The organism is Williamsia sp. D3 (genome assembly GCF_000506245.1).
Taxonomy (GTDB): Bacteria; Actinomycetota; Actinomycetes; order Mycobacteriales; family Mycobacteriaceae; genus Williamsia; species Williamsia muralis.
Genome location: NZ_AYTE01000014.1, coordinates 211,627 through 227,643, shown reverse-complemented (window position 1 = coordinate 227,643; position 16,017 = coordinate 211,627). Strand labels below are relative to the sequence as shown.

At 62.8% G+C, this 16,017-nt stretch carries 14 protein-coding genes; 9 read left to right on the top strand and 5 right to left on the bottom strand.

Annotated elements, in window-relative coordinates:
- Window positions 1-173 precede the first annotated feature (173 nt).
- Together W823_RS39960 and W823_RS39955 are read left to right on the top strand one after the other, a co-directional pair.
- The gene (locus W823_RS39960; RefSeq protein WP_161633993.1) at window positions 174-503 is read left to right on the top strand and encodes a hypothetical protein; all 330 of its coding nucleotides are present in this window, start codon (window positions 174-176) and stop codon (window positions 501-503) included.
- Window positions 504-905: 402 nt separating this feature from the next.
- A complete protein-coding gene (locus W823_RS39955; RefSeq protein WP_023957014.1) occupies window positions 906-1,142 on the top strand; it encodes a hypothetical protein in 237 nt (78 codons plus the stop codon).
- A gap of 454 nt (window positions 1,143-1,596) precedes the next feature.
- Here W823_RS39955 and fdxA read toward each other — a convergent pair whose 3' ends face one another.
- From fdxA to W823_RS39930, 5 genes are all read right to left on the bottom strand, one after another.
- Window positions 1,597-1,917, bottom strand: a complete 321-nt coding sequence (fdxA, locus tag W823_RS39950; protein WP_023957012.1) for a ferredoxin — start codon at window positions 1,915-1,917, stop codon at window positions 1,597-1,599.
- A 44-nt stretch (window positions 1,918-1,961) separates the two neighbouring features.
- Window positions 1,962-3,047, bottom strand: a complete 1,086-nt coding sequence (locus W823_RS39945) for a 2-oxoacid:ferredoxin oxidoreductase subunit beta (protein WP_023957010.1) — start codon at window positions 3,045-3,047, stop codon at window positions 1,962-1,964.
- Window positions 3,044-4,966, bottom strand: a complete 1,923-nt coding sequence (locus W823_RS39940; RefSeq protein ID WP_023957008.1) for a 2-oxoacid:acceptor oxidoreductase subunit alpha — start codon at window positions 4,964-4,966, stop codon at window positions 3,044-3,046. The genes W823_RS39945 and W823_RS39940 overlap by 4 nt, the downstream gene beginning before the upstream one ends.
- 266 nt (window positions 4,967-5,232) lie before the next feature.
- Entirely contained in the window at window positions 5,233-6,378 is a 1,146-nt protein-coding gene (locus W823_RS39935; protein ID WP_031331936.1) for an acyl-CoA dehydrogenase family protein, read from the bottom strand.
- Between the two features lie 190 nt (window positions 6,379-6,568).
- Window positions 6,569-8,032: an aldehyde dehydrogenase gene (locus W823_RS39930; RefSeq protein ID WP_031331934.1), complete on the bottom strand. Its 1,464-nt coding sequence runs from the start codon at window positions 8,030-8,032 to the stop codon at window positions 6,569-6,571.
- Between the two features lie 470 nt (window positions 8,033-8,502).
- Between W823_RS39930 and W823_RS39925 the strand changes: the two genes are divergently transcribed.
- The 7 genes from W823_RS39925 (at window position 8,503) to W823_RS39900 (ending at window position 15,984) form a co-directional block, all read left to right on the top strand.
- Window positions 8,503-9,072, top strand: coding sequence for a nuclear transport factor 2 family protein (locus W823_RS39925; protein ID WP_023957002.1), 570 nt, complete (start codon window positions 8,503-8,505; stop codon window positions 9,070-9,072).
- A 467-nt stretch (window positions 9,073-9,539) separates the two neighbouring features.
- Entirely contained in the window at window positions 9,540-10,715 is a 1,176-nt protein-coding gene (locus W823_RS39920) for an amidohydrolase family protein (protein ID WP_023957000.1), read from the top strand.
- Window positions 10,712-10,972: a hypothetical protein gene (locus W823_RS0128695; RefSeq protein WP_023956998.1), complete on the top strand. Its 261-nt coding sequence runs from the start codon at window positions 10,712-10,714 to the stop codon at window positions 10,970-10,972. The genes W823_RS39920 and W823_RS0128695 overlap by 4 nt, the downstream gene beginning before the upstream one ends.
- Window positions 10,973-11,067: 95 nt before the next feature.
- On the top strand, window positions 11,068-11,358 hold the full coding sequence (locus W823_RS39915; protein WP_023956996.1) for a hypothetical protein: 291 nt from the start codon (window positions 11,068-11,070) through the stop codon (window positions 11,356-11,358).
- 7 nt (window positions 11,359-11,365) lie between these two features.
- Window positions 11,366-12,859: a class I adenylate-forming enzyme family protein gene (locus W823_RS39910; RefSeq protein WP_023956994.1), complete on the top strand. Its 1,494-nt coding sequence runs from the start codon at window positions 11,366-11,368 to the stop codon at window positions 12,857-12,859.
- Window positions 12,860-12,924: 65 nt separating this feature from the next.
- Window positions 12,925-14,652 carry a CocE/NonD family hydrolase gene (locus tag W823_RS39905; RefSeq protein ID WP_051406451.1) on the top strand — a complete coding sequence of 576 codons (1,728 nt, stop codon included), beginning with the start codon at window positions 12,925-12,927 and terminating at the stop codon, window positions 14,650-14,652.
- Window positions 14,653-15,432: 780 nt separating this feature from the next.
- Complete coding sequence (locus W823_RS39900; protein WP_161633992.1) at window positions 15,433-15,984, top strand: pyridoxamine 5'-phosphate oxidase family protein; 552 nt, start codon at window positions 15,433-15,435, stop codon at window positions 15,982-15,984.
- Window positions 15,985-16,017: the final 33 nt, after the last annotated feature.

Here is a 16,017-nt window from a genome sequence, read left to right as displayed (position 1 = left end):
TTCGCAGGCGTTTACCTCGCGGCCAGAGGCGAGTAATCGCGCTCGCCGCGGCATGCTTGCTGTTCCTGGTTGCCGCGTGCAGCAGTGCCGGTACCGAAGGCGGCTCATCGGGGAAGACTGACGACGCGGCCGTTGCGGCCGCGCAGGAGCGCCTCGCCCCGCTCCTGATACCGTTGGGCGAGACCAAGATTCAGGTGGACACGCCGCTGACCGAGCGGCCGCCGACCGGCAAGAGGGTTGAGGTCATCCGCTACAACAACTCCGCGGCGGCTGTCTACGACCAGCCGATGAAGGATGCGGGCGCGGCGTTGGGTTGGGATGTCAACGTCTCGGCGATCGACGCGACCGACCCGCAGTCGATTCCCAACGCGATGATCCGCGCGGTCAGTCAGAAGGTCGATTACATCGTGGTGACCTCATCCTCCGTCCAGGCAACGGGAGCCGGCATGGACGCGGCCAAAAAAGGCCGGAGTTCCTGTCTTTTTCGGCGCCGGGCTCGATGAGCCGCAGGGTGAGGCGAACGGTCTTTACGGCAACACCCTGCGGACCGCGACGGAGCTCGCAGTCCTTGGCCTGCTGGACAAGATGATCGTCGAGAGCGGGGGTACCGGCAGTGCACTGCTCGTGAGCGCGCCTGATTTCCCGAACTTGGCACCCATCGACGACCGAGCGAAGCAGTACGTCGCCGACAATTGCAGTGAATGCACTCTTGAGCTCCTGGGAATTCCGGCCGCGGATCTCGGCGGGGACGTGGCCTCCACGATCGCTGCGAAAGTCCGACAGAATCCGGACGTCAAGTACGTGATCACCACGTTCTCCAGTCTGGCGACCGGCTTGGCTCCGGCCCTCAAAGGTGCCGGTCTCACCGACGTTGATGCTTACCTCACCGGCCTGAACGAGGCGAGGTGGAACTGGTCAGGAATGGGACCTATCCGGCAGGGGACCTGTACCCGGTCAACGACTACCCGTGGCTGCTGTTCGACCAGATCGCACGGTTCAGCGTCGGAATGGACACTTTGCAAGCGGAACACGACTCGACAGGTCTGCAATTGTGGACGACCGAAACCGTGCCGGACGGCATGACCAGTTGGGACCCGCCCAACTACCAAGAGCAGTACAAAACGCTGTGGCAGGTCTCCTAGCTGGCGCAGTTGACCAAGGCGACCTGAAGGTCACCACCAGCGGGGATGGAGACTGCGGCACGCCATCCCCGCTGATGCCATTGGCATTTCGGTTGATGCCGTCAGTCACCGGGATGAGTCGGCATTCCCAAGGCCGCGGCCCTCGTCATCTGCAGCCCAGAGGCCGATCGGCATACGTCTTCGGCTTCTGGCTTCCTCCACAAAGCATCCAGATGTTGTGTTGTTCAACGGGTGCCATGAACGTGCTGCTGACTGACTGACATGATCCGCGCGGCATGGTCGATCATCGCTGCAGAAACAGCTAGCGAGTCCGGGAAGATGTGGGCGGTGGGGTCACATCGGCGCGTCTATCTGGCGCGTGGTGTGGCGCAGTTATACGACGACGAGGCTGCCGCGACCTGTTCGATGGAATGCGTGCTCCAGCTGGACTTCGGACGGCGCGCAAGCGCGAGAGCTATTCGGCCTGAGGTGGGAGGGCAGCGACGAGGGGATGATCCTTGGCGACTGCGCCGAGTTTGCCGGCACCGCCGGGCGAGCCGAGGTCGTCGAAGAACTCTGCGTTGGCCTTCTGGTATGGCTGCCACTCCTCGGGCGCGTCGTCCTCGTAGAAGATCGCTTCGACGGGGCACACGGGCTCACAGGCGCCGCAGTCGACGCACTCGTCCGGGTGGATGTACAGCATGCGCTCACCCTCGTAGATGCAGTCGACAGGGCACTCTTCCACGCAGGCACGGTCTTTGAGGTCGACGCAGGGCAGGGTGATGATGTAAGTCACTCGTGTTCCTTCGAGATATTTGCCGGTGCTGGGCCGATTCGGCGTCAGCCCACGGTCCAGTGATCGTTTCCGTCGAGCAGTTCCTGGAGGTCGCCGATCCCGTGTTCGGTCTCGTGCGCGACCTGGTCCCGCGTCTGATCGTCGTAGGTCGGGCGATTGACCTGACGAAAGATGCCGATGGGGGCGCGGGTCATCTCCCCGAAGGATGTCAATCGCGAGATCGCGAACGCGACCGACGGGTCGTCGGCGAATATGTCGTGGACGAGCACGTCGGACTCGTTTGCGACGGTCACGGGGCGCACCTCCACAGTGCCGGTGACCGGGTCCTTGAAGAGGCCCTGGGGGCTGTCGCCGTTGGCGTCGGGTTTGCCGAAGCGGATTGGTTGGCCATGTGCGAGCGGGATGATCACGTTCGGGGCCGTCTCCGGGTCCTTCATCGAAGCGAACACGTCATCATTGAAAATTGGGCAGTTCTGGTAGATCTCGACGAGCGAGGTGCCGCGGTGAGCCGCCGCGGCGCGCAGCACCTCGGTCAGATGCTTTCGGTCAGAATCGACGGTGCGGGCCACGAATGTTGCCTCAGCGCCGAGTGCAAGGGAAACAGGGTTGAACGGGTGGTCCACAGATCCGACAGGGGTGGACTTGGTGATTTTGCCGACCTCAGAGGTGGGGGAGTACTGCCCCTTCGTGAGACCGTAGATCCGGTTGTTGAAAAGCAGGATCGTCATGTTGACATTGCGACGCAGAGCGTGGATTAGATGATTGCCGCCGATGGACAGCGCGTCTCCGTCCCCGGTGACGACCCATACCGACAGGTCTTCGCGGGCTGTGGCCAGCCCGGTGGCGATCGCAGGCGCGCGTCCGTGAATGGAATGCAAGCCGTAGGTGTCGAGGTAGTAGGGGAACCGGCTGGAGCAGCCGATCCCGGACACGAAAACGATGTTCTCTCGGCGCAGGCCCAGCTCGGGCAGGAACCCTTGGACCGCCGCGAGCACGGCGTAGTCACCGCAACCGGGACACCAGCGCACTTCTTGGTCGGAAGCGAAGTCCTTGCGGCTCTGCGGCGCTTCGGTTCCCGGCACCAGATCAGTGCCCCGGCGGGTGGGCGACGTCAGATCGAAGGTGGTCATGAAAGGGACTCCTGCAGGGTTGTCGGTATCTCGGCCGGGACGTCATCGGGGGTGAGCTCGTGCAGCGCGTCGAGGAAGACGCGCTCGAGCTCTTCTGCCCCGAACGGCATGCCGGAGACAGTGTTGTACCCCTCGGCGTTCACGAGGTACTTAGCTCTGAGTAACAGGCTCAGTTGCCCGAGGTTCATCTCGGGGACGAGGACCTTGTCGTAGGAGGCGAGAATCGTGCCGAGATTGTTTGGGAAGGGGTTGAGATGGCGCACATGGACCTGTGCGATGTCGAGCCCGTGGGCGCGTACTCGCCGTACGCCGGCGGCGATCGGTCCATAGGTGGAGCCCCAGCCGACCACCAGCATCTGCGCTTTACCGGAGGGGTCGTCGACGATGAGATCGGGAATCGAATCGGCAACGGCGTCGACTTTGGCTTGCCGGGTGCGGACCATGAAGTCGTGATTGGCCGGGTCATAGGAGATCTCGCCGGTCAGGTCGGCCTTTTCGATGCCACCGATGCGGTGTTCGAGTCCAGCGACTCCCGGTGGCGCCCACGGTCGCGCAAGGGTCTGTGGGTCCCGCTTGTAGGGCAGAAACGTTGCGCCGTCGGTGGACTCGTCGTTGGCCCCCGTCGCGAAGCCGGGGTCGATCCGGGGCAGGCCATCGACGTCGGGCAGCCGCCAGGGCTCGGAGCCGTTGGCGAGGTAGCCGTCCGAGAGCAACATCACCGGCGTGCGGTAGGTGATGGCTATCCGGGCTGCGTCGACCGCTGCGTCGAAGCAATCCGTCGGCGACTGGGGGGCGATGACAGGCAGCGGGGCCTCGCCGTTCCGGCCGAACATCGCCAGCAAGAGGTCGGCCTGCTCGGTCTTGGTCGGCAATCCTGTGGAGGGTCCTCCGCGCTGGACGTCGACCACCACCAGAGGCAACTCCAGCATCACGGCGAGACCCATGGCCTCAGCCTTCAGGGCGACGCCCGGTCCCGAGGTGCTTGTGACGCCGAGGTGCCCGCCGAAGGAAGCACCCAAGGCCGCACCGATCCCGGCGATTTCGTCCTCGGCCTGGAAGGTTGTGACTCCGAACCGCTTGTGCTTACTGAGTTCGTGCAGGATGTCAGAGGCCGGGGTGATTGGGTAGGCCCCGAGAAACACCGGCAGACCGGAAAGATGTCCTGCGGCGATCAACCCGTAGGACAGCGCGGTGTTGCCGGTGATGTTGCGGTAGCGACCCGCTGCAACCTCAGCCGGCTCGATCTCATAGGAAACCGCGAAGGCCTCGGTCGTCTCGCCGAAGTTCCACCCGGCCTTGAACGCCGCGATGTTCGCGTCCCGGATTGCCGGTGCCTTGGCGAATTTCGAGGCGATGTAAGCAAGCGTCCCTTCCACGGGACGGCCATACATCCATGACAGCAATCCGAGTGCGAACATGTTCTTCGAACGGGCGGCATCCTTACGGGAGAGCCCAAAGTCTTTGACCGAAGCCACGGTGAGTCCGGTCAGGTCGATCGCATGCAGGTTGAAGCTCGCCAGCGAACCGTCGTCGAGTGGGTCGGCCGCATACCCAGCCTTGGCGAGGTTGCGTTTGGTGAAGTCGTGAGTGTCGACGATCACCGTTGCCCCAGGACGCAGGTCGGCGATGTTCGCTTTGAGTGCGGCCGGGTTCATTGCCACCAGCACATGCGGGTGGTCACCAGGGGTGAGGATGTCGCGGTTGGCGAAGTGCAACTGGAACGACGAGACCCCGGGGATGGTCCCTGCCGGCGCCCGGATCTCCGCAGGAAAGTTTGGCATCGTCGACAGGTCATTGCCGAAAGCTGCCGTCTCCTGCGTGAAACGGTCGCCGGTCAGCTGCATACCGTCACCGGAGTCCCCCGCGAACCGGATGACGACTCGGTCGATCTTCTCGACCGGCTTTGCATTGCTACTCATGGCGCTCCCAGGAGGTAGATGACTTGGAAGTTGGGTCGCAGTTGCCCTCACGACGAATCGACCGCGACCGACTGGGGAGAGCGGCCGACGGAACCGAACCGCTAATCCTCATGAGGATTAAGCGTACCCATAGCACGTATGAGATGCAACACACGTGTTGGGCAGTTGTGAGCTAACGCATCAATCGTCCCGGATCGCGCCAGTAAGCGAATCGCCGACTTCGGAGGTCGACTCCAACTTGCTTACACGGCAATGGGTTTGGCCGATCAGAGCCCGAGTTCGCGACCGATGAGCTCCTTCATGATCTCGTTGGACCCGGCCCAGATCTTGGTCACGCGCGCGTCGCGCCATGCTCGCGCCACGCGGTACTCGTTCATGTAGCCGTAGCCGCCCCACAGTTGGACGCAATCGTCGAGGACCTCGTTCTGGACCTCAGCCGACCACCACTTGATCTTTGCGGCCTCCGTTGCCGTCAGCTCGCCATCCACGTGGCGTGCGATCGCGTGGTCGACATAGATCTGCGTTGCCTCTACCTTCGTGACGAGTTCGGCAAGAAGGAACTTGTTGTGCTGGAAGGATCCGATCACCTGTCCGAAAGCCTTCCGTTGCCGCGCGTAATCCAGTGTCTCGCGGAGGATTTGGTCGGCATGTGCGATGTTGGCAATGGCGCAGCTGAGGCGTTCCTGCGGAAGTCGCTGCATCATGTGGATGAACCCCTCGTCAAGGTTGCCGATGAGGGAACCCTTGTCGAGATGAACGTCTTGGAAGAACAGCTCAGCAGTGTCGGACTCGTCTTGGCCGACCTTGTCGAGTTTTTGGCCACGGCTGAAGCCGGCTGTGCCGGTCTCGACCCCGAAGAGGCTGATGCCACGGGCACCGCGTCCTGGGGTGGTGCGCGCAGCGACGATGACCAGGTCGCTCGAGAAGCCATTGGTGATGAAGATCTTCGAACCGTTCAGGACCCAACCGCTGCCGTCGGCGATTGCCGTGGTCTTGAGCGCGGCGAGGTCCGATCCGCCGCCGGGCTCGGTCATGGCGATGGACGTGACGATCTCGCCCGAACAGAAGCCCGGCAGCCAGCGCTCCCGTTGCTCAGGTGTGGTCAGCTCCGTGAGATATGGCGCATTCACATCAAGGTGGATGGTGAAGCACGAGGCCAGAGCTGCCGCCTCGCGGGCAAGTTCCTCGGCGACGATCGCCGTGTACCGATAGTCACTCGACCCGGAGCCCCCGTGCTCCTCTGGCACCTGGAGGCCGAGTAGGCCGAGGTCACCGGCGGCCAGCCAGATGTCACGCGGGATTGCATGCGCGCCTTGCATTTCCGCCGAGCGCGGCCGAACGTGCCGATCAATGAACGCGCGCACCGTCTCTCGGAACGCTTCGTGGTCCTCATTGAAGATGGTTCGCTGCATGTCGCCTCCTGGCATGGTCGAGCGGTAGAACGCCAAGAGCTGTCCGCGGGGGGCTGGCTTGTTGGCTCGTTGGTTTGTTGGCCGATTGACACGGACGCAGTGCGTCCGGCGACGCGAGCATCTCGGGCAGGATCGCGAATGCCCGACGATGGAGGGCGAGGACAAGACCTCGTCCCTCCATCGGGTCCGGTCAGCTCGGGTCGCCCAGCTTGACCGTCACGGTCTTCGTGTTGATGAACTCCATGACCCCGGCCAGGCCACCCTGCTTGCCGTAGCCGCTCTGTTTGCGGCCACCGAAGGGCAGGGTCGGTCCGGCCGTCACGAATGCTCCGTTGACGCCGACGTTGCCGGTGTCCAGCTTGGGCACCACGCGGTGCACCCGCGAGATGTCACTGCTGAAGATGTAGCCGGACAAACCGAACTCGCTGTCGTTGGCCATCGCGATCGCCTCGTCCTCGTCCTCGAACGGGATGGTGGCCAGCACCGGACCGAATACTTCGGTGCGGGCAAGCTCGGAATCGTTCGTGACTCCGGAGACGAGCGTCGGTGGGAAGAAGTACCCGTCGCTCAGTTGGCCGCCCAGGCGGGTACCGCCGGCGCGAACCTCACCGTAGGCACGGGCCCTGTCGACCAAGCCGTGCACTCGGTCCATGGCTGCCTGATTGATGAGAGGACCCATCTGCGATCCCTCGTCGAACGGAAGACCGACCTTCATCGCCTCCAACGCGGACGCCAGCCGATCGTTGAATTCCTCGAACACACTTGTGTGAACGAACATACGAGAGCCCAACGTGCACTGCTGGCCCGCGTGGACGCTCACGAACGTGGCGTGCGCAACGGCGGCTGACAGATCCGCGTCGCCAAAGGTGATGCTGGCGGACTTGCCGCCGAGCTCAAAGATGCTCGGCGTGAGGTTCTGGGCCGCGGACACCGCGATCCGCTTTGCGGTCGGGCCGCCGCCGGTGAAAGCGATCTTGCTGATGCCGGGATGTGATACCAGTGCCTCACCGGCTTCTGGGCCGCCGGCCACGACGTTGACCACGCCGGGGGGGAAGCCGGCTTCCAGCGCCAGTTCGGCGGCGCGGATCGGGCCGAACGGGGACAACTCGGACGGCTTCACGACGACGGTGCAGCCGGCGGCGAGCGCCGGGCCGGCCGCCATGCCGAAGGCGCCGACGGAACCGTTCCAGGTGAGGATGGTGGCGACGACACCGAACGGCTCGATCGACGTGTAGTTGAAGAGGCCCTGAGAGCTGATCGGGACGGTGTCGCCGTAGAGCTTGTCGGCCCACCCGGCGGCGTCTTCCAGCCAGTCGATACCCCATTTGGTGGGCCAGTCTGCCTGCGTGAACGGCATCCCGGTCTCGAGGCTGTGGATCGTCGAGATCTCTTCTGCGTGTTTACGGAACAGATCTGCGAGCCGGATGAGCGCACGCCGACGCTCGCTCGGATCCCAGCTCCGCCAGATCGGCAACGCCGCCTGAGCCGCCGCCACGGCCTGATCGATCTCCGCGGCACCGGCGAGCGGAAGGGAGGCCTGGACCTTGCCCGAGGCGGGGTGGATGTGCTCGAGCACGCCACCGCTCGCCGTGCCGATTCGCTGATCGCCGATGAGGAGGGTGCTGGGCAGCAAGGACGTTCGGTCAGAAGTCATCATCAATCTTTCCACTCGAATGAGGTTGAGGGACCGGTCTCGCGATCCTCCAGTGGGCCGGCACCCGGTACAGACACCCATCCCGTCGCGTCGTCGCACGGACGTCGCGATGGGTGCACTGTGGGGTGCCGATTTGACTCTGCCCCGGGGCCAGCTCCCTGGTGTGACGCTAACAACACAACTACCACAGAGTCAAGGTTCCTCATGATGAATATTGAGGTGCCGGGTTGTGGCGAAATCCTCAGGAAGTCGCCGAATTTATCCTCATGATGTTAGTTGACAGCCACATGGGCGACCCCGATGATGTATCGCACGGCACGTCTTCAGACTTTCTCAGGGGCTCGCATCCTTGACCGCCGTCGCTGGCCTGGATGGCTGGCAGAGACCCCACCAATTGCGCTGATCGCGCCGCCGCGGCGTGCATCAAATGGACGTCAACCGAACGCGTTCCCACGAGAGGACCCACAGCCATGGCCGAGCGAGAATCAGATGGAATCACCCTGACGCCGGAAGAGTACACACGAATCAAGGACCTTCTCGAGCGCGATGCGGTCCGTCAAGTTGTCATTCGCTACGTCCGCGGCGCAGACCGCCTCGATGAAGAACTCGAGCGCGGCGCCTACTGGCCCGATGGCTATGACAATCACGGGCTCTACCGAGGAAATGCCCAAGAGTTCGTCACGTGGGCCCTGGGTCTCGGGGGGCAGTTGGCCGGACTGCAGCACCTCCTCGGTCAGTCCTTCATCGAGATCGAGGGAGACGCGGCCAAATGCGAAACCTATTTCTTGGTGTGCGAGAGCTCTTCCCGAGACACCCCCACAGACGATCTTCGGACGCTGGGTGGCCGATACGTCGACATCCTCGAAAAGCGAGACGGCATCTGGAAGATCGCGCACCGAGACGTGGTGGTCGACTGGAGTGCCAGCCTTCACGACGTCGACCGCTATCCGGGAGTTCAGGAGTTCACCGCCGGCGATAGCGCACCCAACGACTACTCTTATCACCCCATCTCGATGAAGCGCGATCAGCAAGCCCGCTGATCGAGGACCCGAGTCCGGGCGACAAAGACGGGGTGTTGCGGGATGCATCGACGCGCTGCTCCCAGCCCCGGGCGACGTGGGCAAGACAGCTCGATTCGATCACTGTTCCGGTCGACATGCACAACGCATTGCGGAAGTTCAAAGCAACTTGTGCATAGAAGCTTTCAGTGGATCGACGATCTCGGCACTGGAAAACTGGGGCGTCTGGACGTTGTTTCGGATCGAGAGGGCGACGCGACCAACCGATCACCTCGACCACCTGGTCGCAAGTTGGCCCTGCTACTCCCTCCTGGCCTCCACGACTCTCGTGGCGAACATGGGCCAGCCTCTTGACGGCCTGACGAAGCGGGCTGTAGGCTGGCGAAAGATCATATTCATCATGAGGAATACCGAGCATCGGGCGCGTCTGGTTCAAGCTGTGCGCCAACCTTTCCCGTCAGGACAATCCAGAGCTGAGGAGTTTCTCGATGCCTCTCGAAGAACACATGCAGTTGGTGTCGGTGGACGACCATCTGATCGAGCACCCGAATGTGTGGCAAGACCGTTTGCCCCGGAAGTATCTGGAGGCCGGTCCCCGCATCATCGAAGCCACCGGTTCTGAGACTGACCAGTATGGATTTGGGCAGAAGGTTTCTGCCGGGAGTCAGGTGTGGACGCTTGAGGGCAAGGTGTATGCCCAGCTCGGACTGAACGCGGTAGCGGGTAAGCCCCGCGAAGAGATCGGCACTGACCCGGTTCGTTTTGATGAGATGATTCCGGGTTGTTATGACCCGAAGGCGCGCGCCGCGGACATGGAGCTCGATGGTGTGCAGGCGGCGATCTTGTTTCCCTCTTTCCCGCGTTTCGCAGGAACCTTGTTCGGCACGCTCGAGGACCGCGGTCTGGCACTGGCATGCACGCAGGCCTGGAATGACTATGTGATTGACGAGTGGGTCACCCCGTATCCTGACCGCTTTGTCTCGATGATCATTCTTCCGCACTGGAACGTGCAGGAGTCGATCGCCGAGCTCGATCGCCTTGCGCGCCACGACATTCGGGCGGTGTCCTTTCCGGAGAACCCTGCCAAGCTCGGCCATCCGTCCTTCCACAGTGATCATTGGGATCCGCTGTGGGCGGTGCTGCAGGAGCGTGAAATCGTGGTCTGCCTCCATTTCGGTACGTCGGGCCAGGTCACGCTGACCGCAGACGATGCGCCGATGGCAGTGATGAGTTCGCTGATGGGGACCAACTCGATGGCGGCGATGTCCGACCTCATGTTCTCCCCCGTTTTCCACAACTTTCCGAAGCTCAAGGTCTCTCTGTCCGAGGGTGGCGTCGGGTGGATCCCGTGGTTGCTCGAGCGTGCTGATCAGGTGTGGGAGCGGCATCGCTTCTACCAGAACATCAACCAGGAGATGCGCCCGTCAGAAATTTTCGAGCGCAACATCTGGGGTTGCTTCATCGCTGATCAGTATGGAGTCGACAACCGGCACCGTATCGGAATCGATCGGCTTACCTGGGAGTGCGACTACCCGCACTCGGATTCGTTCTGGCCGAACAGTCGGACGGTGGCCAGCAACATGTTCCGCGACATCCCCTCTGATGAGGTGGAAAAGATCGTGGAGACCAATGCCCGCAACCTGTTCCGTTTCCCGCGCGCATGAGCACCGGGGAGCAGGCCCAGCCATTGGGCGAGTCCGATTGGGACGACCAAGATCTGCTGACGATCGACGAGGCGAGCGAACGACTCGTTGGGGAGATCTCGACGTTGCGTGAGTCGCTGCAATCGCAGCCGGCTGGTGTGGAGCACGACAAGCTGACCGCCAGGCTGCGTGCGATGGAGAGTGTGCTCGAGTCGCTGAAGCAGGGTCCATCACCACTGGCGAGCATCGAGCCGAAAGCTGACCGCTCCGGCGATTAGATGATGCACAACGAGGCTGAAGCCACGGTTTTACGCCGCACCGATCCATCCAGACAACCATCCCCATGCCGTGGGAGATTTCGAGGAGCTAGATAATGAAGAGTGGAACACGGGCCCTGAGCGCGGTCTGCGATACCGAGGTGATGGTGATCCGCGCCGCTGACGTCGACCTGTTCTGCGGCGGTGCGCCGATGGTGACCGCGCGCGACGGGCGGACCGGCTCGCCGGAGGCGGGGCTGGACAACGGAACGCTGCTGGGCAAGCGCTACGTGCATGCCTCGTCCGGTCTCGAAGTGTTGTGTGTGAAGGCAGGTGCCGGCACGCTGAGCGTGGACGGCGAACCTCTGACCGAGGTCGCTGCCAAGCAGTTGCCTTCTTCGGACTGAGCGCGCCATGGACGTTGCGATGCTGCTCAACATGGCCAGTCAGGCGGCTGGCGACCGGGTTGCCGTCTCCTGCGGCGACCAGCACCTCACCTACTCGGAATTGCAGACGAGGGCGGCCCGATACGCCACGATGATCCGTAAGGAGGGCATGTCGTCGGTTGCGTTCGTAGGCGAGAACTCACCTGAGGCCGTCGCGCTCTTCTTCGGCTGCTCGATCGCGGGGTCCAGCTACGTCCCTGTGAACTACCGGTGGACCGATAGCCAACTCGCCGAGGCACTTTCGCGGATCGCGCCCGTCGGCATCGTCACCGATGAGCGGTCGGCAGCCCGCGTCACCGGGCTCGAGGGAGTCCTCCCACTGAGCGATCCTGACGACGCAGACCCGACTGAGTACGCCGGGTCGGACGGGGATTCCCCAGCGGTGATGCTGTTCACCAGCGGGACGAGCGGCACTCCCAAAGCAGTGGTGCTGCGCAACCGGAATCTGGTTCCCTACGTGTTGTCGACGGTTGACTTCCTGAACGCTGGGTCAGAGGAAGCGATCTTGGTCTCCGTACCGCCATACCACATCGCCGCCGTGAGCTCCGTTCTCACCTCTATCTACGCCGGCCGACGCATGGTGCTGATGCCGGCGTTCGATCCCGACGAGTGGGTCGCAGTTGCCCGGCGAGAATCGGTCAGCCAAGCGATGGTCGTGCCCACGATGCTCAATCGCATCCTGGATGTCGCCGAGCGGGACGGCAAGGGGCTGCCAACCCTGAAGCACCTGTCCTACGGGGGAGGACGCATGCCGGTACCGACAATCGAGCGAGCCATCACGTTGCTGCCAGGACTCGACCTGGTCAACGCGTACGGACTCACCGAAACCAGTTCGACCATCACGCTTTTGAGCCCACAAGACCACCGCGATGCAGTCGCGAGTGCTGACCCGGCGATCCGAGCGCGGTTGGGCTCGGTCGGCAGGGCGCTGCCCACCGTCGAGATCGAGATCCGCGATGACCAAGGCCGTTCCGTTCCGCCAGGCCAGGCCGGAGAGGTCTGGGTCCGTGGCGACCAGGTGTCGGGGGAGTACCTGTCGCACACTGCGACCGAGTCCGGCGGCTGGTACCCCACTCGCGACCACGGACACCTCGACGAGGGCGGATTCCTCTTTCTCCACGGACGTGCGGACGATGTGATCGTCAGGGGCGGTGAGAACATCGCACCGGCGGAGGTCGAGGAACGGTTGCTGGCCCACCCCGCGGTCGCAGAGGTCGCAGTGGTCGGCGTGCCAGACACGGAGTGGGGCGAGCGCATCGAGGCCTTCGTCGTACCGAGTGACGTTGCGGCACTTGACGAGAGCGAACTCCAGGAGTGGGTCCGGGCGGGTCTTCGATCCACACGCGTCCCCGCGGCGATCCATCGTCGGGACGAGCTCCCGTACAACGAAACCGGCAAGTTGCTACGCCGGCAGCTCAAGGCCGAGCGCGCAACCGAGCTCGCTCAGAAAGCGCCGCGCTAGGCCCCGACGCGAGACGCTGCTGCGTAGTGTTTGTTGAGATCAATGAGACAGGGAGAGAGCTCACAGTGAGCCAGAGTGACGACGCGTTTTCGCAAGTGGTGATCGAACGAGACGTCGAGGTCCCGATGCGAGATGGCGTCATCCTCAGGGCGGATGTGTACCGGCCGGCTGACGGTCATTGGCCGGTGTTGCTCAAACGCACGCCCTACGACAAGAACCTGCCTTTCGGAACACTGGTTGATCTCGACCCGATGACGGCGGTACTCGAAGGTTTTGCCGTGGTGATCCAGGACGTTCGTGGCAGGGCGAGCTCGGACGGGCGTCACCAGCCGTTCGACGAACGTGACGATGGTTACGACACCGTCGAGTGGTGTGCCGTCCAGCAATGGTGCGACGGCAACGTCGGAATGTACGGCAGTTCCTATCACGGCGCTACGCAGATGGCAGCTGCTTCCACACGACCTCCGCACCTGCGCGCCATCAGCCCGATCCAGGCGAGTTCGGACTACTACGAGGGACGTTCGTACTTCGGTGGTGCTTTCGAACTGGGCGCTCTACTCACGATCTCGTTGGGAACGACGGCTTACGGCTCGTTCAGGTTCGCCGACCTGGACAAAGCAGAGCTCCGTCGACTGCGGGGCGAGATCGGCGAGGTTCTCGCGGCGCTGCCGCAGGTGGTGCTGGAGCTCCCGTTGAGCGAGCGGTTCGGCAGGCCCGAGGGCGCGCTCAGCGTTCTGACCCCGTGGTTCATGGACTGGGTCGAGAAGACGTCGCCCGACGACCCCTACTGGGAATCGATCTCGCTCGAAAGACGTCACCACGACATGGACGTGCCGTCTCTTCATGTCTCCAGCTGGTTCGACCAGTTTCATGTCGGCACCCTCAGAAACTACGAGGGAATCCGTGCGGGTGCCGCCACCGACAGGGCCAGGGGCGATCAGTACCTCATCGTCGGCCCGTGGAACCACTATCCGCCAAGGACCGGCGGCCAGGGGAGCATCCGTGTGGGAGACGTGGACTTCGGCCGAGCCGCCAAGCTCAACATGGACGGCGTGCAGCTCGGCTGGTTCCGCCAGCGACTCAAGGGCGAAGCCGGCGCTTTTCGGCAGCGCAAAAGGGTCAAGTTGTTCGTGATGGGGCGCAACGTCTGGCGCGACGAGGACGAGTGGCCGCTGGCCCGTGCTGTTGAAACGCCTCTGTACCTCGGCGCGACCGGCGACTCCGGTGAATTGCTGTGGGACCAAGTGGATCAGCACCACGCGACATCATACGAGTACGACCCGATGAACCCGGTGCCCACACACGGCGGCGCCCACCTTGTGCTGGACTCGGCTGTGATCCAGGGGCCGGTGGTCCAGAATGCCATCGAGGAACGAGACGATGTCCTGACATTCACGACGGACCCGGTATCGGCCGACGTCGAGGTGACGGGATGGGTGAACGCGGATCTGCGGGTGTCGTCCAGTGCGGTCTCTACCGACTTCACGGTTCGGCTGTGCGATGTCCACCCCGACGGCAAGTCGGTGAGTGTCTGTGACGGCATCCGACGAGTTCGTTGCGAGGCAGGAGACGCGTTCAACGTTCAGGTAGGACTCGGCGCGACGTCCCACGTGTTCCTGAAGGGGCATCGGCTTCGTATACAGGTGTCGAGTAGCAACAGCCCTCGGTTCGACGTGAACCCGAACACCGGTGCGCGAGCATGGGATACCGACGAAACCGTAACGGCCCACCAACAGGTGCACTTCGGTGGCCCGGACGGAAGCCGGATTGTCCTGCCGATCATCCCTTACTGAAACGACCGGATTACGGCGAAGGCCAGATCCTGAAATGAAGTTCGTGGCTGTGCTGGCGCAGTCCACGAGCTGAGTCGCGGACGTCGGCCGTCACGACGGCGACGGGGAATGGCTGGCCGATCCGTCTGACGCGTGATCGGTTTGTCGCCCACTCAGAAGGGCAACCACTCCGCGTACTGCAGCGCTTTCTTGGACTTGTCTTCAACATCAGGCGTTCACGGGGAAGTAAGTGTGGCGGTGCCCGTCGTGAACGGGCTGCCCGGCCGCCCGGAGCTTTTCTTGTGACCATGGCTGGATGGCCACCTGGATGCAGTGTTGATAAGTTGTTGAGCGACAACAGCACCCGGTCAACTCGTCGGTGAGAATCAGATAAGTTCCCGTACATCGGGTGGACCACCCCCGTGTGGGGCTTGTCACTTCACGTAATAAGACGTAAGCTTCGTCACAGCTTAATCCTCATGACCAATATTCATCGTCAGCGAAGACGGGCGAAGACGTGAAAGTCATACGTCTCGGGTCGAAAGCGCTGTGTGAGTTGCTGTTTGACGGCGACGAACAATGCCGTGTGGCGACTCGCCAGACGGCTGTCGAGCGAACACGATGAGGGCTACGTCTGCGCATTGAACGGGGCAACACGCGTTCCAGGCTGAGCACTATCTATGTCCCGATGGCTTCGTGTATTCGGGCTCAGCAGACGGTGCAAGGGATCTATTCAGATACGTGGTGCCGCGATCACGAGCGAGTTACCGAGGCTCGCCGGCGGCAATGAAAGGGAGATTGATGCCGAAGTTGACTGATCAGGAATTCGACGAATTCCTTGCTACACCCGGTTTGTACGCAAGGTTCGCCACCGTGGACGTAGATGGCTTCCCGCGGGTGATCCCGATTATCTTCTTCCACCACGAGCGGAAGATCAAGTTCACGCTCAGGCCGGTCGGCGCGCCGTTGGAAAACGTCAGGCGTGATCCGAAAGTCGCGCTCTCGATCGACGAACCCACGGACCCGCAGCGACGCGTGAACATTCAGGGTATTGCCCAGATAGTCTACGAGCCCGGATCGGAGGACCAGTGGTTGGATGTGTACCGCCAGATGCTCCTCAAGACGGCGACGCCGGAGTTCGTCGACGATTACATCAAGGGCTCAGCTGAAGCGGGCCTCAGGCGGCCATGGCTGCAAGTTGACCTGGACGACCCGACCACGCGCGTCAAGACCTGGCGACTCAACATCGAAGGTGAGGAACGGGACCGGCCCGTACCCATGGCCCGGAAGTATCTCCAGAACTGGGACGGCTCAGCTCCGGCAAATAGCGAGAACCTACCGATGAGTAGATAGCCTGCTCTCTGGCTGGTCGGTCCGGGGCACCTA

Bases quoted from the DNA above. Each gene is read 5' to 3' on its own strand.
- W823_RS39925 (WP_023957002.1), top strand. From the start codon at position 8,503: ATGGCCGAGCGAGAATCAGATGGAATCACCCTGACGCCGGAAGAGTAC.
- W823_RS39900 (WP_161633992.1), top strand. From the start codon at position 15,433: ATGCCGAAGTTGACTGATCAGGAATTCGACGAATTCCTTGCTACACCC.
- W823_RS39940 (WP_023957008.1), bottom strand. From the start codon at position 4,966: ATGAGTAGCAATGCAAAGCCGGTCGAGAAGATCGACCGAGTCGTCATC.
- W823_RS39915 (WP_023956996.1), top strand. From the start codon at position 11,068: ATGAAGAGTGGAACACGGGCCCTGAGCGCGGTCTGCGATACCGAGGTG.
- W823_RS39920 (WP_023957000.1), top strand. From the start codon at position 9,540: ATGCCTCTCGAAGAACACATGCAGTTGGTGTCGGTGGACGACCATCTG.
- W823_RS39945 (WP_023957010.1), bottom strand. From the start codon at position 3,047: ATGACCACCTTCGATCTGACGTCGCCCACCCGCCGGGGCACTGATCTG.
- W823_RS39910 (WP_023956994.1), top strand. From the start codon at position 11,366: ATGGACGTTGCGATGCTGCTCAACATGGCCAGTCAGGCGGCTGGCGAC.
- W823_RS0128695 (WP_023956998.1), top strand. From the start codon at position 10,712: ATGAGCACCGGGGAGCAGGCCCAGCCATTGGGCGAGTCCGATTGGGAC.
- W823_RS39930 (WP_031331934.1), bottom strand. From the start codon at position 8,032: ATGACTTCTGACCGAACGTCCTTGCTGCCCAGCACCCTCCTCATCGGC.
- W823_RS39935 (WP_031331936.1), bottom strand. From the start codon at position 6,378: ATGCAGCGAACCATCTTCAATGAGGACCACGAAGCGTTCCGAGAGACG.